Annotated in this window: 17 protein-coding genes; 13 read left to right on the top strand and 4 right to left on the bottom strand. The window is 63.8% G+C overall.

The window, feature by feature from the left end; all coding sequences use genetic code 11:
• The first annotated feature begins 74 nt into the window (after positions 1-74).
• The gene (locus tag H145_RS0109425) at positions 75-800 is read left to right on the top strand and encodes a fasciclin domain-containing protein (protein WP_019947899.1); all 726 of its coding nucleotides are present in this window, start codon (positions 75-77) and stop codon (positions 798-800) included.
• Between the two features lie 181 nt (positions 801-981).
• The gene (locus H145_RS22735) at positions 982-3,306 is read left to right on the top strand and encodes an endonuclease (RefSeq protein WP_083937741.1); all 2,325 of its coding nucleotides are present in this window, start codon (positions 982-984) and stop codon (positions 3,304-3,306) included.
• Positions 3,307-3,419: 113 nt separating this feature from the next.
• On the opposite strand, the gene H145_RS0109415 is transcribed toward H145_RS22735, so the two are convergent.
• A complete protein-coding gene (locus H145_RS0109415) occupies positions 3,420-3,704 on the bottom strand; it encodes a GNAT family N-acetyltransferase (protein ID WP_019947897.1) in 285 nt (94 codons plus the stop codon).
• Between the two features lie 155 nt (positions 3,705-3,859).
• Between H145_RS0109415 and H145_RS0109410 the strand changes: the two genes are divergently transcribed.
• From H145_RS0109410 to H145_RS0109400, 3 genes are all read left to right on the top strand, one after another.
• Complete coding sequence (locus H145_RS0109410) at positions 3,860-4,336, top strand: hypothetical protein (RefSeq protein WP_019947896.1); 477 nt, start codon at positions 3,860-3,862, stop codon at positions 4,334-4,336.
• 41 nt (positions 4,337-4,377) lie between these two features.
• Positions 4,378-4,671 (top strand): hypothetical protein, encoded by a 294-nt coding sequence (locus H145_RS0109405; RefSeq protein WP_019947895.1) that lies wholly within the window; start codon positions 4,378-4,380, stop codon positions 4,669-4,671.
• A gap of 211 nt (positions 4,672-4,882) precedes the next feature.
• Complete coding sequence (locus H145_RS0109400) at positions 4,883-6,043, top strand: Gfo/Idh/MocA family protein (protein ID WP_019947894.1); 1,161 nt, start codon at positions 4,883-4,885, stop codon at positions 6,041-6,043.
• A 152-nt stretch (positions 6,044-6,195) separates the two neighbouring features.
• Here H145_RS0109400 and H145_RS0109395 read toward each other — a convergent pair whose 3' ends face one another.
• A complete protein-coding gene (locus H145_RS0109395; protein WP_019947893.1) occupies positions 6,196-8,325 on the bottom strand; it encodes a TonB-dependent receptor family protein in 2,130 nt (709 codons plus the stop codon).
• 119 nt (positions 8,326-8,444) lie between these two features.
• Here H145_RS0109395 and H145_RS24095 point away from each other — a divergent pair, with 119 nt between their 5' ends.
• The 5 genes from H145_RS24095 to H145_RS0109370 all read left to right on the top strand — a co-directional run bounded on the left by H145_RS24095 (position 8,445) and on the right by H145_RS0109370 (position 12,526).
• A complete protein-coding gene (locus tag H145_RS24095; RefSeq protein ID WP_157541406.1) occupies positions 8,445-9,152 on the top strand; it encodes a hypothetical protein in 708 nt (235 codons plus the stop codon).
• A 69-nt stretch (positions 9,153-9,221) separates the two neighbouring features.
• Entirely contained in the window at positions 9,222-9,773 is a 552-nt protein-coding gene (locus tag H145_RS0109385; RefSeq protein WP_019947891.1) for a hypothetical protein, read from the top strand.
• 84 nt (positions 9,774-9,857) lie between these two features.
• Positions 9,858-10,190, top strand: a complete 333-nt coding sequence (locus H145_RS22730) for a hypothetical protein (protein WP_019947890.1) — start codon at positions 9,858-9,860, stop codon at positions 10,188-10,190.
• Positions 10,191-10,324: 134 nt separating this feature from the next.
• The gene (locus tag H145_RS0109375; RefSeq protein ID WP_019947889.1) at positions 10,325-11,275 is read left to right on the top strand and encodes an alpha/beta fold hydrolase; all 951 of its coding nucleotides are present in this window, start codon (positions 10,325-10,327) and stop codon (positions 11,273-11,275) included.
• A 162-nt stretch (positions 11,276-11,437) separates the two neighbouring features.
• The gene (locus tag H145_RS0109370) at positions 11,438-12,526 is read left to right on the top strand and encodes a sensor histidine kinase (protein WP_019947888.1); all 1,089 of its coding nucleotides are present in this window, start codon (positions 11,438-11,440) and stop codon (positions 12,524-12,526) included.
• Positions 12,527-12,572: 46 nt separating this feature from the next.
• Here H145_RS0109370 and nagB read toward each other — a convergent pair whose 3' ends face one another.
• The gene (gene nagB / locus H145_RS0109365; RefSeq protein WP_019947887.1) at positions 12,573-14,516 is read right to left on the bottom strand and encodes a glucosamine-6-phosphate deaminase; all 1,944 of its coding nucleotides are present in this window, start codon (positions 14,514-14,516) and stop codon (positions 12,573-12,575) included.
• A gap of 337 nt (positions 14,517-14,853) precedes the next feature.
• On the opposite strand from nagB, the gene H145_RS0109360 reads away from it, so the two are divergent.
• Together H145_RS0109360 and H145_RS0109355 are read left to right on the top strand one after the other, a co-directional pair.
• A complete protein-coding gene (locus H145_RS0109360) occupies positions 14,854-15,612 on the top strand; it encodes a LytR/AlgR family response regulator transcription factor (RefSeq protein WP_019947886.1) in 759 nt (252 codons plus the stop codon).
• A 126-nt stretch (positions 15,613-15,738) separates the two neighbouring features.
• Positions 15,739-15,990 (top strand): hypothetical protein, encoded by a 252-nt coding sequence (locus H145_RS0109355; protein WP_019947885.1) that lies wholly within the window; start codon positions 15,739-15,741, stop codon positions 15,988-15,990.
• Between the two features lie 149 nt (positions 15,991-16,139).
• Here H145_RS0109355 and paaN read toward each other — a convergent pair whose 3' ends face one another.
• The gene (gene paaN, locus H145_RS0109350; protein WP_019947884.1) at positions 16,140-17,819 is read right to left on the bottom strand and encodes a phenylacetic acid degradation protein PaaN; all 1,680 of its coding nucleotides are present in this window, start codon (positions 17,817-17,819) and stop codon (positions 16,140-16,142) included.
• A 296-nt stretch (positions 17,820-18,115) separates the two neighbouring features.
• Between paaN and H145_RS20655 the strand changes: the two genes are divergently transcribed.
• Positions 18,116-20,962 (top strand): S8 family peptidase, encoded by a 2,847-nt coding sequence (locus tag H145_RS20655; protein ID WP_019947883.1) that lies wholly within the window; start codon positions 18,116-18,118, stop codon positions 20,960-20,962.
• The last annotated feature ends 218 nt before the right edge of the window (positions 20,963-21,180 follow it).

Here is a 21,180-nt window from a genome sequence, read left to right as displayed (position 1 = left end):
ATCTTTTATGAGGATGAGGCCGTACAAGGCGGGCGTTTACCTCAACGGTACGCCTCACTTCAACCCCCATTCCTATGCATAAGTACCTGCTTTCCGCTCTGGCTCTTTCCTTTACGCTTAGCGCCGGCTCGGCCGTAGCCCAGGGAAAAGTAACCAGAAAATCGGATGACGAGAAGGCCAAAGTCACGACCGAAAACGGGATGATGACCAAAACCAAAGTCGCCGACGACGGCAAAACCAAAATCAAGGGCAAAACGCCCGGCGGCGCCAAAATGAAGGCCACCACCAAGCCCCGCGAAGCGGCCGATATGGCCGACATGAAAATGAGCACCCCGGCCGGCGTGATGGTGGGCGGCGCCATGATGACGGCCGACAAGGACATCGTGGACAACGCCGTTAACTCCGCCGACCACACTACGCTGGTAGCGGCCCTGAAAGCGGCCGACCTGGTGAACACCCTGAAGGGCGACGGTCCGTTTACGGTGTTTGCCCCCACCAACGCCGCTATTGCCAAGCTGCCGGCCGGTACGACCGATATGCTGATGCGGCCCGAGAATAAGGCTAAGCTGGCCACCATCCTGACCTACCACGTGGTGCCCGGCCGCCTGCTGGCCGCCGACCTGCAGGACGGTCAGACGCTGACCACCGTGGAAGGCGAAACCCTGATGGTGCACCGCAACGGCAACTCGGTGATGCTGCACGATGCCAAGGGCGGCATGGCCACCGTAACGGTAGCCGACGCGGTATCGAAAAACGGCGTGACGCACGTTATCGACACGGTGCTGATGCCGGCCAAATAAGGCTGGAGCGACACTAAAAAATAGCAGAGCGCCCGCCCCTCATTTAGGGGCGGGCGCTCTTTTTACTGGCTGGAGGCGGTGGCAGCGCCCAATCCGGCGGCAGTAGTGCAGGGCAGTTGGCGGGCGAAAAATCTTTGCCGACCTTTAGGAGCTAGTTCGCTTCTCACTTTTTCACTACCCGATGAAACACTTTTTCGCTTGGATATTGACCGCCGTGCTGTTCGCCGGCCTGGGCACGGCCTCGGCCCAGACCCTGCCGGCAGCGCCGCCCACCAGCCTGCAGGGCCAGAACCTGAAGGACTGGCTGCGCGAGAACTGGTACGACGGCAAGCGCGTGGTGCTCGACTACGGCACGGCCCGCGGCAAGATGTACAACTACGTGGACAACCAGGACGGCAAGCTCGTATGTGTGTATTCGGGCTACACCGAAACCGTGAAGCTCGATTCGAGCAACACCAGCACCGGCGTGGTTAAGCAGATTAATTGCGAGCACACCGTGCCGCAGTCGTGGTTTGATGAGCAGGTGCGCATGCGCTCCGATATTCACCACCTGTTCCCGACGTTCATCGCCTGGAACTCGAACCGCGGCTCCGACCCGTTTGCCGAAATTCCCGACACTCAGACCAAGCTCTGGATGCGCGGCTCGACCAGCCAGACGGCCATTCCGACCACCAACATCGACGAGTACAGCGAGGACACCGACTCGCAGTTCGAGCCCCGCGAAGACCACAAGGGCAACCTGGCCCGGGCCCTGTTCTACTTCTACACCATGCACCAGGGCCAGAAGTTTGATGCGGGCAAGGACGTGATTACGGCCGCCGCCGACCTGAACACGCTCTACCAGTGGCACCTGGCCGACCCGGTAGATGCCCGCGAAACCGAGCGCAACCGCCGCGCGGCCAAAAGCCAGGGCAACTTCAACCCCTACGTGGCCTACCCCGACCTGGTGGCCCGCGCCTGGGGCTTCAAGGTGCTGCCGACTTTCGCGTTTGCTACCGCCACCGGCAGCATTGCCGAGGGCAACGCCGGCACCAGCACCTACACCACTAGCGTAACGGTTACGCCCGCCCCCACGGCCCCGCTCACGGTGCAGCTGAGCCTGAATATGACCTCCACGGCCACCAGCGGCCAGGATTTCACCTTTACCTCGCCCCAGACGCTGACCTTCGCGGCCGGCCAGACGACGCTGCCGGTAACCGTGACTATCAACGGCGACCAGATGCCCGAAGCCGATGAAACCGTGGTGCTGGCCCTGAGCAACCCCGCCACCGGCGCGGCCGTGGGCGGCCCCAACCAGCACGAGCTGACCATCCTCAACGACGACGGCCCCGCTCCTACCCTGCAGTTTGCCAGCGCCAAAGGCAGCCTTACCGAAGGCAACGACGGCACCAGTACCTACACCGTGAACGTAACGCTGACCGGCGCGGCCCCCACGGCGGCCGTAACTATTCCGGTAACGGTGCGGCCGGCCGGCACCACCGCCACTTCGCCCGCCGATTATACGCTGACCACCACCAGCCTCACCTTCGCGGCCGGCCAGGCCAGCCAGACCCAGGCCGTGACGCTGACGGTAGTTGGCGACCTGCTCGCCGAGCCCAACGAAACGGTGGTGCTGGCCCTGGGCACGCCCACCACGGGCGGCGCGGTGCTGGGCGCCATCCGCACCCACGAGCTGACGATTCTCAACGACGATGTGGCCCCGCCCGCGGCGCCCTGCACTGCGCTGTTCTTCTCGGAGTACATTGAGGGCAAGGCCAGCAACAGCAAGGCCATTGAAATCTACAACCCCTCGAACGCGCCCATCGACCTGGAAGGCATTACGGTAAGCCTGTTCGCCAACGGCCAGACTACCCCGAACGCCACGGCCGAGCTTAGCGGCACCATTGCCCCCGGCGACGTGTACGTAATTGCCAATGGCGGCGTCGTTTCGCCCATCGTTAAGGCTCAGGCTGATCTGGAGTCGAACGTGGGTTTCTTCAATGGCGATGATGCGCTGCTGCTGATGGACGGCACCGATACGCTCGACGTAATTGGCGTAATCGGGCAGAAGCCGGCCGGCGGCTGGGCAGTTACGGGCGGCACCACCACCGACGCCACGCTCGTGCGCAAAGCCAGCGTGAACAAGGGCCAGAAGCGCTGGGCCGACGCGCAGGCCGAATGGACTTTTGTGGGCACGGACGTGTATGACAACCTCGGCCGCCACACTTCTGATTGCGTAACGATTACCGGCACCACCGCTGCGGCCCGGCTGGGCGAAGGCGTGGAGGTGTTCCCGAACCCGGCGACCGGCCGCGTGCAGGTGCGCCTACCGCAGCTACGGGGCCGCCAGTCGGCCAGCCTGAGCCTCTACAACATGCTGGGCCAGCAGGTACTCAGCCGCCGCCAGCCGCTCTCGGCCACCGAAACGGCTACGCTCGATGTGCAGCCGCTGGCCGAGGGCCTGTACCTGCTGCGCGTCACGGCCGACGGCATCACCTACACCAGCCGCGTGGAAGTGCGCCGGTAGGGTTCAGGTTTTAGAACTTAGAGCTTAGATTTTAGAGCTTAGAAACAGACGAGTCCCTGGCGTCAGCAATGACATCAGGGACTCGTCTGTTTCTAAGCTCTAAGTTCTGAGCTCTAGGAAGCTTCCACCAGATCCTGGTAGTCGGGGTGGGCGGCCACGTAGCCGGCCATGAAGGTGCAGCTGGTGCGCACTTTCAGGTCGTTTTCGCGGGCGTAGGCGAGGCCGGCTTTGGCCAACTCGTCGCCGACGCCCTGGCCGCGCAGCTCTTCTTCGACGAAGGTGTGGGTGAAGTCGATGACGCCGTCGGCGGGCCGGCTATAGGAGAGTTCGGCCGAGTGGCCATCCTGGGAAACGGTAAATTCCTGGTTTTCGGAGTGATGCTGAACGGAGAGCGACATAAGCGGGAAAAAAGAAGGAAAGAATCGGGGAAGTGAGGCGGCGGAAGCCCGACCGGACACCGCCATTTCCCGGAAGTTTACGTATGAATGGCAACGGCGGCCACTTGCGCCGTCGTTTCTTCCCTATTCCCTCCTCCTACCCTTACGCTTTTCTTATGGCCACCAACCCGCTCAACTCGCCCGATACCTCCCGCAACCCTTCGCAGGCCGCCAATGATACGCCCAACTACGGTAGCTTCGGCCACCCCGACAACCCCAACGAGCCGCTAAACGAAGACGAAAGCGTCACCAACGGCGGCGAGTCGGCGCCTTCGGTAGCCTTTGCCGAGCAGCGTGGCAGCGCCCCGCAAAACCTCGATCCGGCCGCCGTGCAGGACGCCAAAGACGCCGAGTACGACGAGCAGCGCGAAGACTGGGCCAAAGACGACCCGCGCTACGGCGGCGGCACCCGCAACTGGGCCACCAACGAGCCCGCCAACCGCACCCAGGCGCCCGCTTCCGACGCCGTGGAGGAAAGCAACCCCAACGTGGGCCAGAACGACAACCCCGACGAGTTCAGCGCCTTCCGCCCCGACAACGGCCGCGGCATTCCCGGCTCGGGCAAGGAAAACGAAATGCCCAACAACGACTAGGCCCGCCGTGCCTCTTTCCTCACTTCTGACTGACTTTTCTGATGAGTACCGATAAAAAAACAACGTCGAAAGACCCAAAAGACCAGGACCCGGCCGCCGCCCTCGACGCCAAAAACGCCAACCTGACCGAGGAGCAGCGCCAGCACCGAGAGGAGCTGTACGGCTATAAAAAAGACGACGAAGGCACGCTCGACACGAGCGAGCAGCTCGAAGATGCCATGTCGGGCACGCCCAGCGGCAGCGCCACCACCGGCCCCGACCCCGACAGCGAATCAACTACCGACGAGCTGCGCATCACCGGCTTCAACAACCCGATTGACGACAACAACCGCTAAGCGGTGGGCCCGCGTGGCCTTTAGGAGCGCCGCCGAATAAGTTCGAACGGCAGGATTACTTCAGCCCCTTTGCCTTGCGGCGGAGGGGCTTTTTGCCGGGTTGCGGCTGGCCGGCTAAGGCTGAGCTTGGGCAGAAACCTGGCCGCCGGGCGCAACACGCTGCTTTTGCGGGCCGTTGAATCAGCTGCACGCTAACTTTTCATTTTCACTCATGGACCGTTCCGTTTCGCCGGATTCGCGGCGGCAGTTTCTGCGCCAGGCCGGGCTGGGTACGGCCCTGGCCGCGGTAGCCGGTCCGGCCGCCGCCCTCCCGCTTTCCTCCCTTTCCTCAACCGCCATGCAACACGCCGACCAGAAGAAAATAGGTTTTGCCATCGTGGGGCTGGGCAAATTTGCCACCGAGCAGATGATGCCCGCCTTCAAGGAAACCAAGCACGCCCGCATTGTGGCCCTGGTGAGCGGCTCGCCCGACAAGGCCGCCCGCCTGGCCCGCGAGTACGGTGTCGAGCCGAAAAACATCTACAACTACCAGAATTTCGACACCATCCGCGACAACCCCGCCGTGGATGTGGTGTACGTGGTGGTGCCCCCGGCCCTGCACGCCGACTTTGCGGTGCGCGCTGCCCGGGCCGGTAAGCACGTGCTCAGCGAAAAGCCCATGGCCCCCACCGTGGCCGAGTGCCAGCGCATGATTGACGCCTGCCGCGAGGCCGGCAAAAAGCTCATGATTGCCTACCGTGCCCAGTACGAGCCCTTCAACCTCGATGCCATTGCCCGCATCCGGCGCGGCGAACTGGGCAAACTCATGCAAATCACGGCCGACCACGGCCGCATCGTGGACCCCACCGGCGACAAGGCCGACAGCTGGCGGGTGGTGAAAAAGCTGGCCGGCGGCGGCTCGCTCATGGATATCGGCATCTACTCGCTCAACGCCGCCCGCTACCTCACCGGCGAGGAGCCCACCGAGGTAACGGCCATGGAAATGACCGACCGCTCGGACCCGCGCTTCAAGGAAGTCGAGGACCGGATTCATTTCACGCTGCGCTTCCCTGGCGGCGCACTGGCCACCTGCACCAGTGCCTACAGCATCCAGGAAGTCAAGCGTTTCCGCGCCTTCGGCGACAAGGCCTGGCTCGACCTCGACCCGGCTACTGATTATTACAGGCACCACATGACCATCGGCGACAAGGACGGCCAACGCGAACCCCAGCTCAAGGAAGGCAACCAGTTTGCCGCCGAACTCGACCACATGGCCGAGTGCGTACTCAACAACAAAACGCCCAAAACGCCCGGCGAAGAAGGTCTGCGCGACATCCGCCTCGTCCACGCCATCTACGAAGCCGCCCGCACCGGCAAAGCAGTGAAGGTGTAGTCAGGGACTGGGGAACTGAGGAGAAGTACTGTCATCCTGAGCGCAGCGAAGGACCTATATAGAAGGTAACGTCTGATGACACCTTCTATATAGGTCCTTCGCTGCGCTCAGGATGACAGTACTTCTCCTCAGTTCCTCACTACCCAATCAACTCACCATCTCACCGCCAGCCCGGCGTACCAGTTGCGGGCAGCGGCGGGTTGAAAATAGCGGCCGCCGAAGGCGTTGAGGTCGTTGCCCAGCGAGTAGCGGCGGTCCGTCAGGTTTTCGCCGCCACCGAACACATCCAGCGCCAGCGGGCCCACCTGGCCGCGCCAGCCGCCGCGGGAGCCAAAGGTCCAGTACCCGGCGGCGTAGGCAGTGTTGGCGTCGTTGAGCGGCAGGCGGGCCTGGTGGTTGACGGTGGGGCTGAGGTAGAAACCGTGACGCTGACGGAAATCGAGGCCGGCCGTGAGCGTGTGGGGCGCGGTGCCGGTGAGGCGGTTGCCGCTGAAATCATCGTCGCCGCGCTGGTAGCTGCCGAAACGGTAGTGGTTGTAGGCGTAGCTCACGAAGGCCCGCAGCCCGATTGGCAGCTCCGTTTCCTTATTAGTAGAACTCTCTATAAAGCTTGCGGCTTGAAGCTTGCGGCTTGAAGCTCCCGATTGCCACAGCCAGCCACTCACGGCCACCTCGGCCCCGCGCTGGCGCGTGGTGCCGGCGTTCAGGAACAGTTGGGTGCCCAGGTCGGTGGTGCGGGTTGTAATTGTTTGGCGCAGGCGCTGGTCGTAGAGAGCCACGTCGTAGCGCAGGCGCTGCTGCCAGAGCTGGCCCCGCGCCCCCAATTCGAAGCTGGTGGCTCGCTCGGCCTGCAGGCCCCGGTTGATGGAGCCGTCGGAAGGCCGGATTTCCTCCTCGGTGGGCGGCGAGAAGCCCGTGCTCACGCTCCCGTACACCGCCAGGCCCGGCCCGAATTCGCGCAGCAGCGCCACCCTGGGCGACACCTGGGGCCGGAAGTCGCGGCTCAGCTCATACCCGGTAGGGTTGGTAGCAGCATCGGAAAGCCGGCTGATGCGGTAGCGCAGGCGGTTGTAGCTGGCGCCCACTGTCAGCAGCAGTTCGGCGGGCAGCTCGTAATCGGCCTGGGCAAACACGAAGCCAGTGAGCGTGCGGATTTCGTCGTCGTAGCGCAACGGGCCGGGCTGGCCGGCGCGGTTCTGGTAGCTGCGGGCGCTCTTGAAGCCCGTCTGGCCCTCGGCGCCGGCCTGCAGGCGCAACGTGCGGCCCGCCAGCGCCGTGCGGTAGCCGAGCACCGTGCGCCCGCCCCCGCCCAGCAGTGTATTGCGCTCGAAATCAATCAGATACGGCGTATTGATACGGCTGCCGCTCAAATACAGTGCCGAGCGCAACTCCAGCCGCTCCGTAAAGCGGGCCTCGTGGGTGGCACCGAGCAGGCCGGTGCGCGAGGCGTAGTAGGTGCGCTGGGCCACCGTGCCGGGCGCGGTGGCCGTGCCCGGCCGGGACTGCCGCGGGTCGGCCTCGAACTGGGCCCGGGTAAGGCCGCCGGGCAGCTGGTAGTCGATATCGGTGTAGAGCGCGTGCAGGCGGAGGGTCTGGCGCGCGGTGGGCTGCCACTCACCGTCGAGGCTGAGCACGTCGCGCCGCAGGGCGCTTTGGCGGCGGTAGCCATCAAGTGTCTGGCGGGCGTAGGCGGCGCGCCAGTAGCCGGTGGCGGTAGCCGTTTCGAGGGCCGCCGTGGTGCGCCGCAGCCCGTAGCTGCCCGCCGTAAAGCCCGCCGAAACGTGCGTGCCGGGCCCAGCGGGGCGGCGCCCGCGCAACAGCACGGCCCCGCCGGTGCCGGCCCCGTACACGCTGGCGGCCGGGCCCTTAATCACTTCCAGCCCGCCCAGCAAACCTGGGTCGAGCAGGTTGAGGGGCGTGCTGCCGCTGGCTTCGGTGAAGGGCAAACCCTGGTAGTACACTTTGGTGTTGCGCACGCCGAAGGGCGAGCGAAGCGTGCTACCACGCACGCTGAGGCGGTAGCTGGCCGTAGCCCGCTCCTCCAGCCGCACGCCCGGCAACGTGTTCACGACCTGGGTGAGGGCATTATCAGGGAACCGCTCAAAATCGGCGCGGTCGAGTGTGCCTACGGCGGCGGCCGTGCGGCGCAGCGGCAGCTGCTGGCCGTAGCCGGCCACGGTGGCCTCTGGCAGGGCTATGGAACGGGCCGTATCAGGTGGGGCGGTAGGTTGGGCGAAGGCAGCAACGGGCAGCAGTAGCAGCGCGGCGGAACAATAGCGCATCAACAGGAAAAACTGGTAGATTGGGTCGTAGTAACCCCAAAATTACCTCCGGAGTTGGTTTCCCCCGAAAATCGGCTCGAAACCGTCTATATAACCTTGACTATCTGATATTTAGCTTTATGCTTCTGCTATCTCTCCCCTGTCTCCATCGTCGCCGTTTACTGCTGCCCCCGGGCCTGCTGGCGCTGACGTGGCTGCTGTGGCTAAGCTGCGTGGCGTTGCCACAGGTGCGGGGTGTGCGGGTGCAGCACGTGATGGAAGTTAACTTTCTTCCATTACAACCTAACTCAGATATTCTCGCTGATTATATTGTAGAGGGTCCCTCTCTTCCTTACTCGTCGTCAGCTATAATTGCGGCCTTTCGCCCCTGGCAAGTATTCGCGGTAACAGGCAACTTATTCGAGGACTATTTTGCCTTACGCAACGCCCAAGCCGTCTTTCATCATCTGGAAGTCGACCCCAATCATGACAGGGGCCTTCAAGTACGAATTGGTCAGGAGGCTAGCTACTCCAGTTTGGTACAGGTGTTGGATTGGTGCAATGTGTATGGCATGAAGAAATACTGGGTTGACCTCCGGCACGAGCTGACCACTTTCTACACATTCACTACTAAGTCGAAACCGATAACCAATATTCGGCCTCATTCACCTTCCAATCTTTTAATGTGTGGTACCGTGGTAGAGTTTGACAATAAACGCGAATCTCCTTCCTGGCTAGAGGCCAAATTACAACTCTGGAACTCTGACTGGCGCAATTCCACGCTGCTCCTGCTGCTACTCTCGGCCGTGTCCGCCTACCGGCTGGGGCGGGGCTGGTGGGCTCGTTGAGTTGGCTGGTGTATTATCAAGAACAAAAAGCTATCAGCTAATAGCTTTAAGCTAACAGCTCAACCAAATATGCTTTCCACCGACCTGCGCAAAGCCCTGCTGGCGTTGCCTGCCAAGGAAAAAGATCAGTTACTCATCAAGCTGGTAGGCAAAGACGCCGTACTGATGGAGCAGCTCACGTTTCGGCTGCTGGAGGGCGAGGAGGCGCTGGAAACCCGCCGCGAGGCGCTGCAGCGGCAGGTCGATGACCCGGTGCGCGGCTTCCACCAGACGCCTAACGATTTGCTGCACATTGTGCGGCAGCTGCAGCAGCGGCTGGCCTACCACGCCAGAATTACGGGCGACACGCACGGCGAAATTGAGCTGACGCTGCGGCTGCTGACCAACGTGCTAAGCGAGCAGCCCGAGGCTACCACCCGCCTGCACGGCCCCACCCAGCCGCTGCTCCAGCACCTGGCGCGCCGCACCCACGACGTGCTCAAAGCCATCGGCAAGCTGCATGAGGATTACCGCATCGAGTACGCGCCCGCCGTGAACGAGCTGTTGCGGCTCCTGTATGCCTCGGCCGCGGCGCCGCTGGCGCGCGAGCTGGGCCTGCCGACCGCGTGGGATAATAATTGAAAGTAACCCCGCCGAAAAACTGCCGTTCCTGTAGCTGCGGCCGGCCCTGAGGGGCGGCCGGGTTTCACCTCCTTTTCTCTGGCCATGGCTACCGTTCCCGACCCCGACCATATCCGCGTTCCGGCTTATTTGAGTGCCGCCGACCTGCAGCGGGCCCTCGATGAGCTCGACACTAAAATCCAGACCCTGCACCGGCGCGCCCACGCCACCGTAGCTGGCTCCACGGCCACCTATCAGCAGCACGCCGAGGCGTTGGAGGCCAAACGGGCCCGCCTGCTCGACAAGTTGGGCCAGGCCAGAACCGCCGCTGCCGATACCCCGGCCGCTGCCACCGCCGACGAGGCAGAAACCGGCGTGTGGGAGGAAATCCGGCGCGGCGTGGAAAACCTGCGCCAGGATTTGCGCGACCTGTTATAGAACGGCCGCGGCCATTCGGGCGCCCTGGCCAGCCATTCGGCGGGCCAATTAACCGTTCGCGGAAAAACAGTTTTACGGGCGCCGGGGGCGCGGTAGGTTTGGACTATCTTCTTCCAACCTCTATCCTTCGCCCCATGAAACTGCCCGCCGCCTTCCGCCCTTTTGCTGCCACTGCCGCTGCCCTGCTGCTGGCCGCTACTGCCCTGCCTGCCGTTGCCGCCCCGGCTTCGCGCTCTGCCACGACTACCGTTGTAGCCGATAATCCGGCTGCGCACCCCAACATTTCGGTGCGGGTAGTGGGCAAGGGCGCGCCCATGCTACTGATTCCGGGCCTGACCTGCCCCGGCGCGGTCTGGGACGAAACGGTAGCCCACTACCAGAAGCAGTACCAATGCCACATCGTCAGCCTGGCCGGGTTTGGCGGCGCGGCGGCCCCGGCCTCTACCGATTCGCTGCTGCGCCACGTGCGCGACCAGCTGCTGACCTACATCCAGACCCAGAAGCTGACCAAGCCCGTGGTGGTGGGCCACAGCCTGGGTGGCTTTATGGCGCTGTGGCTGAGCGTTGCCCGTCCCGACGCCGTGGGGCCGCTGGTGATTGTGGATTCGCTGCCGTTTCTGGCGGCCATGCAAAACCCCGATATGACGGTAGCAATGGCCCGCCCGATGGCGGCTAACATGCGCCAGCAGATGACCGGCCCAATGCCCGCCGCCATGGCCCGCCAGATGAGCGCTACCATGATAACCGACACGGCCCGCATCAGCCAGGCCACGCGCTGGAGCCTGGCCTCCGACCCGGCCACCGTGGGCCAGGCCATGTACGACCTCTACACCACCGATTTGCGCGCCGAGCTAAGCCGGATAAAACAGCCGGTACTGGTGCTCGGGGCCTGGGCCGCCTACAAGAATTACGGCTCAACCAAGGAAAGTACCAAAGCCATTTTTGAGCGCCAGTACGCCGCCCTGCCCCAGCACCGCGTGGAAATGTCGGAGGCCGGTCGCCACTTTCTGATGTGGGACGACACGGCCTGGCTTTTTCAGCAGACCGACGCCTTTCTGAAGCAGTCGGCCGCGGCCCGCAAGTAGTTGGTATCTTTCCAACGTCGTTTTTGATACCCCGCTGAAAATCCGCTGCTGCCTTACTGCCAGTCGGCCGGCACTTCGTTTCCGGCCCTTGGCGGGCAAAGTCCGGGTTGGGCGAAAACGAAGCGCCGCCGCACCTGCTTCGGGTTGATGCATCATTAGTTTATGTCTGCTTACGCCGCCGTGCCCGCTCCCACCCGCGCCTACTGGTACTGCCAGGCCGGCGGCTGGGTGCTCTACGCCGCATTCAACGTTGTGGTGTTCTCGGCTTTGAGCCGGTTTTCGGCTGATGTGGCCCTGATTACGCTTACCATTGTGCTGACGCTGTTGGGGCTGACCCACGCGCTGCGCTACCACATCCGGGCCCGGCGCTGGGAGCATCTGGCCCCGCTGCCGCTGCTAGGGCGGCTGGTGCTCACCAACCTGCTGCTGTCGGTGCTGAGCCAGGTGATTATCTGGGCGCTGATTATCTGGGTGGTGCGCCCCACCCCCGATGGGCAGCCGCAGGGCTGGGGGCAGTTTCTGGGCTACGCGCTCAACGTCAATCTGCTGCTCTGGCTCTGGGAAGGGTTCTATTTCGGCTGGCACTACCTGAACCGCTCGCGGCAGGCCGAGGTAGATAAATGGAAGCTGACGGCCGCCGTGCGCGAGGCCGAAATGCGCACGCTCAAAACCCAGATCAACCCGCACTTCATGTTCAACGGCCTCAACAACATCCGGGCCCTGGTGATGGAGGACCCGGCCCGCGCCCGCGCCATGATTACCCACCTCTCCGATTTGCTGCGCTACTCCATCCAGCTCAACAGCACCGAGCAGGTACCGCTGGCCCGCGAGCTGGAAATTGTGGAGCACTACCTGCAGCTCGAAGCCATTCAGCTGGAAGAGCGCCTGCGCTACTCGCTCGACGTGGACCCGGCTGCGCTGCCCGTCCTCATCCCGCCCATGACGGTGCAGCTGCTCATCGAAAACGCCATCAAACACGGCCTCGCGCCCCGCCCCGAAGGCGGCACCATCCAGCTCACGGCCCAGCTCAACGACTCCAGCACGCTGCATCTGCGCGTGCGCAGCACTGGCAACTACGCGCCCGCGCCCGGCCACCAGGGCGTAGGCCTGCGCAACGCCCGCGAGCGGCTGGCCCTGCTGTTCGGCCCCGCCGCCCACCTGCACTTAGCCAACGACCCACACGCGCCCGATACCGTGGTAGCCCATTTGCAGCTGCCGGTGCAGCCCGTTGCCCCGCTGGTCGGCCAATAGGTTCCACCTGCCGGGCTGCGACCCAAAAGCGCCACAACACGCCGGCTCAGAAGCGCCAGCGAACGAAGGCCTCCATGGCTTCGTAGTTGGCCATGCCCAGGCGCAGGTACTGCCGGGCCGTTTCGTGGTTGCGGTGCTCGGCCCGCACCCAGAACTCGCGCGCGTCGTCGCCGGGGAAAACGGGCGTGTCCTTCTGGCTCTGGTGCTTGAAGATGGCGTTGCGCTTGCGTAGCACCTCCTGCGGCGACAGGGGCACGGCCATCTCAATCTCGTGTACCGGAAACTCGTGCCAGGCCCCGCGATACAGCCACACCCAGCAGTCGGCTACCCACTCCTCGCTCGCTTTCAGGCGGCGCAGCGCCTCGGCCACGATGTTGAAGCACACGATGTGCGTGCCGTTGGGGTCGGCAAAGTCGCCGGCCAGAAACACTTGGTGGGGCTTGATCTGTTGCAGCAACTGCATGGTCAGCGCGATGTCGTCGTCGGTGACCGGGTTTTTCACCGTCTTGCCCGATTCGTAGAACGGCAGGGCCTGAAAGTGAATGTGGCTGTCGGGCAGGCCGGCGTAGCGGGCGCCGGCAATGGCCTCGCTCTTGCGGATGTAGCTCTTGACGTTGCGAATCTCCTGCGGGTCGACCTCATTGGGCTGCTTCTGCTCCATGAAAGCGCGCATCTGCTCGTACACTTTCAGCAGCTCGTGGCCGTCGCGGCCCAGGCTGCGCTCTAGGTCGATGGCGAATTCCATGTAGCGCAGCACGTCGTCGTCCCACACGGCCGTGTTGCCGCTCGTCTGATAGGCCACGTGCACGTCGTGGCCCTGGTCGATGAGGCGAATAAAGGTGCCGCCCATCGAAATGACGTCGTCGTCGGGGTGGGGCGAGAAAATCAGGCTGCGCTTTTTTTCGGGCAGCGCCCGCTCGGGCCGCTGCGCGTCGTCGGCGCCGAGCTTGCCGCCGGGCCAGCCCGTGATGGTGTGCTGCAGCTGGTTGAAAATGGCAATGTTGATGTCGTAAGCCGGGCCCCTCTCGGTGACCAGCTGGGCCATGCCGTTGGTGTTGTAGTCCTCCTCCGTGAGCTTGAGGATGGGCTTGCCCAGCGTGTTGGAAAGCCAGATAACGGCCTTCTTGATCAGCTGCTCGTTCCACACGCAGTCCTTCACCAGCCAGGGCGTATCGAAGCGCGTGAGCTCGGCGGCGGCGGCCTCGTCAAGCACGAACTCCACGTTGCCCGCCAGCTGCAGGTAGGTGGCCGGCACCTCGCCCGACACGTCGCCCTCCACCGCCTTCTTTATAATGGAAGCCTTCTTGCCGCTCCAGGCCAGCAGCACTAGCTCGCGGGCCTTGAAAATGGTACCGATGCCCATGGTGATGGCCTTGCGCGGCACGTTCTGCTTGCCGCCGAACTCGCGCGAGGCGTCGCGGCGCGTCAGATCGTCGAGCGTGACCAGGCGCGTGCCCGAGTTGGGGGCCGAGCCGGGCTCGTTGAAGCCCACGTGGCCCGTGCGGCCGATGCCGAGCAGCTGCAAATCCAGCCCGCCGGCTTCCTCAATCTGCTGCTCGTAGCGCAGGCAGTAGTCGGCCACGTCCTCGGGGGCCAGTGTGCCGTCGGGAATGTGGATGTTTTCGGGCCGGATGTCGATGTGGTCGAATAGGTGCTCGTGCATGAACGTGACGTAGCTCTGCGGCGCGGTGGGCGCCATCGGGTAGTACTCGTCCAGGTTGAAGGTGACCACGTTCTCGAAGCTGAGTCCTTCCTGCCGGTGCAGGCGCACCAGCTCGGCGTACACCTGCACCGGCGTGGCGCCGGTGGCCAGCCCCAGCACGGCCGGCTCGCCGGCGGCCTGCTTGCGGCGGATGAGGGCGGCAATGCGGGCGGCCACCTGCACCGAGGCCTGCCCGGCGCTGGCAAACACGCGAACGGGCTGCTTTTCGAAGCGCGTTTCTTCCAGCAGGTTCAGCCGGGATTTGACGGGGACAGTCAGGTTGGTCATCGGGTCAGAAAATAGAAAGGAGGAAAGAAGATATGCCGGTACGCCTCAGCATCGGCCAGCACCGAAGAAGCGTACCGGAACCCGTAAAAACAGCGTTTTTCGGGTCTGCCCTTAAGCCGCCGCCGCAGAGCGCCCGAAAATGTTTGCCGACTCCGGCAGTTCCGCCCCCGCCGCGGCTCACCGGCTCGCAAGCGGCCACGCCCGCCTGCTTGCACCGCTCAACAGGAAAGCCAAACCGGCAGCCCGATTGGAAAAGAATAATAGAAGAAATTAGGGTCCGTAAATCGGTCCTGCGAGCAACTGGAAAAGCCCGGCCGACCATTCTTTTCGGTAATATATGGAAGTTGTTATTGTTGATGACTCGCGGCTGGCCCGCACCGAGTTGCGGCACCTGCTGGGCGCTTTCCCCGAGGTAACGGTGGTGGGCGAGGCGCGCCACGCCGCCGAAGCCCGCGCGCTGCTGGCCACCGTCCGGCCCGATTTGCTGCTGCTCGATATTCACATGCCCGGCGAAACTGGTTTCGAGCTGCTGGCCTCGCTGGACGCCGCACCCCAGGTCATCTTCACCACCGCCTACGACGAATATGCGCTGCGGGCCTTCGAGGTAAACGCGCTCGACTACCTGCTCAAACCCGTGCAGCCCGAGCGGCTGGCGGCAGCTCTCACCAAGGCCCGCAGCCGCAGCACTGCGCCGTCCGAAACCGCGCCACCCGTCGCCCCGGCGCCTGCCGAAACGCCGGCTGAGCCGGCCACTACACCCCTCACCGAGCACGACCAGGTATTTGTGCGCGACGGCGAGCAGTGCTGGTTTGTGCGCCTGAGCGAGGTGCGGCTGTTCGAAATCAGCGGGGGCTACACCCAGATTTATTTCGACAGCCACCGCCCCCTGATTCCGCGCACCCTGCAGCACCTGGAGCAGCGGCTCGATGCGCGCACGTTTTTCCGGGCCAACCGCCAGCAAATCATCAACCTGAAATGGGTGGAAAGTATCACGCCCTGGTTTAGCAACACGCTTAAAATCAGGCTGCGGGGTGGGCCCGAGGTAGAGGTTTCGCGCCAGCAGTCGGCGCGGTTTCGTGAGCTGCTGAGCCTGTAGCCAACCGGCCGTTGACAAGCGGGGTGAAACAAGGATTATTCCGGGGCGACTGTATCCTTTTGAGGAAGAACGGGGTACACAAGACTACTGGCAACCTGCTGTCAGCCGTCATTTATCGTATTCGTCATGAAAACTCCCTTACTATATTCTGCCCTGGGCCTGCTGCTATTGGGTTCCGCCTCCTGCTCCAGCGGCGACGCGGCCATGGAGCGCCCTACCCGCTTCAGCACCACCTCCGTCAAGCGCTCCAACGACAAGTCGCGCTCCTACAAAAACCGCAGCCCCATCGGCCTGGGCGTCGATTTGCACGCCAACGACCCCCAGAAATTCCACAAAGTAGACGCGCCCAAAAAGTACAAATACAAAAAGGCCCGGTAAGTCTTTTGTTAGCTGTTAGCTGTTAGCTGTTAGCTGTTAGCTTGAAACGAATAAGGCCCCGTACTCAACCGAGTGCGGGGCCTTGTTTTATGCGCGTTTACAGTTCTTTCTGAACGAAAGCTAACCGCTAACAGCTCTTAGCTAACAGCTTAAGCAGAAACCGGCTCGCGGAAGCCTACCCAAGTGAAGCGCTTGATGACGAACTCGGGGTTGGTGAAGCTGGCGTTGCCGGCGGGGTTGCCGCCGGTTACGTGGAAGTCGGAGAAGCCCGCGTTCTGGTTCACGTAGATGCCGCCGGTCAGGTTGAAGCTGACGGGCGTGCCGGCCAGGCTCATCTCGTCCATAATTTGCTCCTTGATAGCCCGGTCGGTGGTGTAGGCGCCGCACGAAATGGCGCCGTACTCGCGGGCCAAATCGGCCGCCAGCCGGATGCTCTGCTGGGTGTCGCGGGTTTTGATGATGAGCATAATGGGCCCAAACAGCTCCTGGCTGAACTGCTCGACGCGGCTGGCCTCTACCTCATGAATGCTGGGCGAGCAGGTGCGCGCGTTCTGGAACACGGGGTTGTCCACACTGCCGTGAGCCAGCACCGCGCGGCTGCCTTCGAGGGCCAAATCGCGCACGCGCTCGTGGGTGGCCTGGCTCTGGATGGCGCCCAGCACGTGCGGGCCGGCCTTGGGGTTCTGGGCCAGGCCCGTTACGGCGGCGGCCAGCTTCTGCACCACGTCTTCGTAGGGCACCAGCTCGCCGGCCACTTGCACGCCGCCTTCGGGAATGAAGAAGTTCTGGGGCGCGGTGCACATCTGGCCCGAGTACAAACTCACCGAGAAAGCCAGGTTCTGGGCTACTTTGTCGAGGTCGTCGCAGGAGTCGATGATGATGGAGTTGACGCCGGTTTTCTCGGTGAACACCGTTTTGCCCTTCAGCCCCTCGATGTACTCGCCGAAGGCCGAGCCGCCGGTGTAGTCGATGAGCTTGACGGCCGGATTCTCGGCCAGCTCCTTGGCAATCAGGTGGTCGTTGGCATCCACGGCCAGCTGGCAGATGCGCGGGTCGAGGCCGTGGGCGGCCAGCACTTTCTGCACTTCGGCCACCACAATGGCGATGGGCAACACCGCCTTGGGGTGGGGCTTGATAATGACCGGATTGCCCGTTACCAGCGAGGCGTACATGCCGGGCACCGTGTTCCAGGTCGGGAACGTGGAGCAGCCAATCACCAGGGCCACGCCCTTGGGCACGGCGCGCCAGGTTTTGTTGAGCTGCAGGTTGTACTTGCCCATGGGCTTTTCCCAGCGGGTTTCCTCGGGGAAGCGAGTCTGCTCCTCGTAGCCGGCGGCAATGGCCTCCAGGGCCCGGTCGGCGGCGTGCGGGCCGCTGGCCTGAAACGACATCATGTAGGCTTGGCCGGTGGTGTGCATGGTGGCGTAGGCAATTTCGAAGAACCGCTCCTTCATGCCCTCCAGCGTCTCCGTCAGCAGCGCGGCGCGGTCGGCCGGCTTCAGCCTGCGCCACTGCCCGAACACTTCCTGGGCGTTCTGCACCAAGGTTTCAGGCTGATAATACGGATATTCGATGCCCAGCGAAGCCTGCTCGTAGGGCGACTCTTCCTGGCCGGCCCAGCCGGCGGGCTCGCCCTGCTGCAGCTCGGTAAAGCGCTGGTCGCGGTGGGCTTTGAAGCTGGCGCGGCCTTCCTTGTCGGCGTCGGCGCCATAGATATCGGGCGAGGGGTTTTCGGGGAAGGCGGCGAAGAATGTGCGGCCGTGCAGGGCCTCCACGGCCGCATCGAGGGTGGCCTGGTGCTTGAGGGTGGTGTCGGTGGTGGTGGTCATGCAGAAAAATAAGGGTGGGAAAGTAAAATAAGGAGTTGCAACGAGTCAACCGAAACGTAAACAGCGGGTCGCCGCAAAAGGCTTTCCGCCAGCCACTGCCGGCTGGTTGCACAGCGTAGCGGCGGCGGCTGGCCGGTCCGGACAGCTTCTTGGGCGAAAAGCCCGGGCCGACTGCTACGGGGTGGCTAAATTTACGGAATCGGCCCCGAACCCGCCCGAACCAATCCGCCGGGGCCGCAGTTTCGTTTGCCTGAGTACCGGGCCGGCGCGCCCTTTCCGCCTGTTTTTCTGCTGCTATGTCCTTACTTCTACGCTGGTTTATTTGCGGCGCCGCGCTGCTGGGCAGTGCCACCGCGGCCGTGGCCCAATCGGCCGCCCCCGATGCCCCCACCCGCACGGCGCGGCCGGGCGTGCTGGTTTTCCGGCTGAAAGCGGCCCCGGCCGATGCCGGCCAGCCCCGCCGGCCAGGGCCGGTTGCGCTGCCGGCGGCCCTCAGCACCACATTTAAGGTTTTTGGCGCTACGGCCCGACCCAAGTTTCCGCAAGCTGCGGCGCCTACCGCCGCCCGCCGCCAGGCCGGCGCCGTGGATTTGGGGCTGGTGTACGAGCTGACACTGCCCGCCGGCACTTCGCCGGCACAGTTGCGGCAACGGCTGCTGAAATCGGGTTTGGTGGAATATGCCGAGCCGCTCTACGACTACCGCCCCCTGCAGCTGCCCAACGACCCACGAGCCGATACGACCGGCACCGGCGAGCAGTACCATCTTAAAAAGATCCGCGCCTACCAGGCCTGGGACGTTACCAAGGGCGACACCAGCATCGTCATCGGCATTGCCGACGGCGGCACTCGTTTCACCCACGAAGACCTGGCGGGCAAAAACCAGCTCAACCGCGCCGACCCCATCGACGGCCTCGACAACGACGGCGACGGCTACACCGACAACTACTACGGCTGGGATTTCGCCGACCACGATAACGACCCCGAGCGCGCCCGCAACCCCACCGACCTAACCCACGGCGTAATGGTAACCGGCGTAGCGGCCGCCGCCACCAACAACGGGCTGGGTGGGGCCAGCGTGGGCTACCTCAGCCGGTACATGCCGCTGAAAATATACCCCTCGACGCCCCAGGGCTCGTTTGGCGGCTACGAGGCCATCGTGTACGCCGCCGAGCACGGCTGCCAGGTCATCAACCTGTCGTGGGGTGGGCCAGGCGCGCCCTCGCGTTTCGAGCAGGAAGTTATTGACTACGCCGCCCTCAACCACGACGTGGTAGTAGTGGCCGCCGCCGGCAACACACCCCAGGACCTCGACTTTTACCCCGCCAGCTACCAGCACGTACTTTCGGTGGCCATGACCGCCCGCACCGACGTGCGTAGCTCAGTCGGCACCTTCAGTTACCGGGTTGATTTGTCGGCGCCCGGCGAAGGCATTGTGACCACGCTCGGCATTACCGATACCGATTACACCAGAACGGGCGGCTCGTCGTTTGCCGCGCCGCAGGTGGCGGGAGTGGCCGCACTGGTGCGCAGCCGTTTCCCGGGCTACAACGCGGCCCAGGTGGCCGCGCAAATCCGGCGCACCACCGATTTTATCGACAACCTGCCCGGCAACGTGGCCTACGCCGGCCGGCTGGGTTCGGGCCGCCTGAATGCCTTTCGGGCCGTTACCGAGCAGCCGTACTCGGCCCGGGTGGTGGCCCGGACCGCCAGCCCGGACCGCACCTACTACGGGCCGGCCGACACGCTGCGCCTCGCGGTGCGGGTGCAGAACCTGCTGCGCGAGCTGCCGGGCCTCACCGTAACGCTCACCTCCCTTTCGCCCTATCTGACAGTGCGCCAGGGCGAGTTCAGCACCGGCGCGCTGGCCACGCTGGCCGAGGCCGGCAACGCCGCCGCACCTTTCCAGCTGGCCGTGGTGGCGGAAGGTGTGCCGCTCAATACCCGCGCCGTGCTGCGCTACCGCCTACACCACGAGGCCAGCGGCTACAGCGAGGACCAGTACGAAACCCTGCTGCTCAACCCCGATTTTGTGGTGCTCGACGCCAACAATTTGCGCCTCACGCTAACCAGCCGCGGCAACCTGGGCTACGAGGCCACCAACCCCAGCCTCGGTGAAGGCATCAGCTACCGACAGGGCCCGCCGCTGCTGGCCGAGGGCGGGCTGCTGCTGGCTACCTCGGCCCAGCGCCTGGCCAGCAACGTGCGCAACGACCAGCGCGGCACCGATGCCGACTTTGTATCCCAGGCCCAGGTGCGCCGCTTGCCCGCCGCCGGCCCGGCCGACCAGCGGGCCGAGGGCCGCCTGCGTGAGCTGCTGCCTCCCGAAAATCCGCGGGCGGTGGGCGTGGCGCTGCGGCAGCAGGCCACGGCCCGGGCGGCCGCGCCCCACCAGAACTACGTGCTGCTCGAATACCAGCTCACCAACCTCACCGCCGACACGCTCCGGCCGCTGCATCTGGGCCTGTTTATGGATTGGGACCTGCCCGACGACCCCGCGCGTAACGTGGCCCGCTGGGATGCCGCCCGGCACCTGGGCTACGTGTTCGACGCGCCCGAGACGATTTTTGCCGGCGTGCAGCACCTAGCGGGCGGCCAGCCCAGTGTGTTCAGCCTCGATAACAGTGCGGACGCCCCCGCCGGCCCGGTGCGCCTGAACGACGGGTTCAGCCGAACCGAGAAGTGGCTGACGCTGAGCAGCGGTACTACCAACGCCACCGCTGGCCCGCCCACCGGCACCGATGCGGCCCAGGTAGTGGGCGCGGCCCTGCCCTACCTCGCCCCCGCCGACTCGGTAACCGTGGCCTTCGCGGTGCTGGCCGCCCCTTCGCTGACCGAGTTGCAGGCCGCCGCCGATGCGGCGAGTGCCGGCTACCAGCAGGTACCCACAGCCATCCGTCCGGCGGCGCTGGCCGGTGTCCGGCTATACCCTAACCCAACTGCTGGCCCGGTGCGGCTGGAACTACCAGCCACTGATGGCGCTACGGTGCGGGTGCTGTCGGTGCTGGGGCGGCAATTGGCCACTTATCACTTCCGGCAGGCAACGGCTTCGCTGGACCTGTCGGGTTATCCGGCGGGCGTATATCTGCTGCGCGTAGAAACTTCTGCCGGGGCAGCCACTTATAGGGTGTTAAAGCGCCCGTAGAGCCCATTCACCTCAGATTTTCCCATTCTGATTATTTAACCATTACTTTTAGCAATATACCTAAGTATTATTTTTATTTAATATTCGGAATGTATGATTAGGCTAATTCAAATAACGGCTAAAATTTCGTATTATCAGCTTAGCTCAGCAGTTGCAAAAGTAGATTAACTGAAAATATTCAGCTAATCATTTTAGTTTTATTCGATAATATGCGTATC

The organism is Hymenobacter aerophilus DSM 13606, from assembly GCF_000382225.1.
GTDB lineage: Bacteria > Bacteroidota > Bacteroidia > Cytophagales > Hymenobacteraceae > Hymenobacter > Hymenobacter aerophilus.
Note: the sequence above shows the minus strand (reverse complement) of the source record. Positions and strands in the feature narration are given on the sequence as shown.

Bases quoted from the DNA above. Each gene is read 5' to 3' on its own strand.
- H145_RS0109425 (WP_019947899.1), top strand. From the start codon at position 75: ATGCATAAGTACCTGCTTTCCGCTCTGGCTCTTTCCTTTACGCTTAGC.
- H145_RS22735 (WP_083937741.1), top strand. From the start codon at position 982: ATGAAACACTTTTTCGCTTGGATATTGACCGCCGTGCTGTTCGCCGGC.
- H145_RS0109415 (WP_019947897.1), bottom strand. From the start codon at position 3,704: ATGTCGCTCTCCGTTCAGCATCACTCCGAAAACCAGGAATTTACCGTT.
- H145_RS0109410 (WP_019947896.1), top strand. From the start codon at position 3,860: ATGGCCACCAACCCGCTCAACTCGCCCGATACCTCCCGCAACCCTTCG.
- H145_RS0109405 (WP_019947895.1), top strand. From the start codon at position 4,378: ATGAGTACCGATAAAAAAACAACGTCGAAAGACCCAAAAGACCAGGAC.
- H145_RS0109400 (WP_019947894.1), top strand. From the start codon at position 4,883: ATGGACCGTTCCGTTTCGCCGGATTCGCGGCGGCAGTTTCTGCGCCAG.
- H145_RS0109395 (WP_019947893.1), bottom strand. From the start codon at position 8,325: ATGCGCTATTGTTCCGCCGCGCTGCTACTGCTGCCCGTTGCTGCCTTC.
- H145_RS24095 (WP_157541406.1), top strand. From the start codon at position 8,445: ATGCTTCTGCTATCTCTCCCCTGTCTCCATCGTCGCCGTTTACTGCTG.
- H145_RS0109385 (WP_019947891.1), top strand. From the start codon at position 9,222: ATGCTTTCCACCGACCTGCGCAAAGCCCTGCTGGCGTTGCCTGCCAAG.
- H145_RS22730 (WP_019947890.1), top strand. From the start codon at position 9,858: ATGGCTACCGTTCCCGACCCCGACCATATCCGCGTTCCGGCTTATTTG.
- H145_RS0109375 (WP_019947889.1), top strand. From the start codon at position 10,325: ATGAAACTGCCCGCCGCCTTCCGCCCTTTTGCTGCCACTGCCGCTGCC.
- H145_RS0109370 (WP_019947888.1), top strand. From the start codon at position 11,438: ATGTCTGCTTACGCCGCCGTGCCCGCTCCCACCCGCGCCTACTGGTAC.
- nagB (WP_019947887.1), bottom strand. From the start codon at position 14,516: ATGACCAACCTGACTGTCCCCGTCAAATCCCGGCTGAACCTGCTGGAA.
- H145_RS0109360 (WP_019947886.1), top strand. From the start codon at position 14,854: ATGGAAGTTGTTATTGTTGATGACTCGCGGCTGGCCCGCACCGAGTTG.
- H145_RS0109355 (WP_019947885.1), top strand. From the start codon at position 15,739: ATGAAAACTCCCTTACTATATTCTGCCCTGGGCCTGCTGCTATTGGGT.
- paaN (WP_019947884.1), bottom strand. From the start codon at position 17,819: ATGACCACCACCACCGACACCACCCTCAAGCACCAGGCCACCCTCGAT.
- H145_RS20655 (WP_019947883.1), top strand. From the start codon at position 18,116: ATGTCCTTACTTCTACGCTGGTTTATTTGCGGCGCCGCGCTGCTGGGC.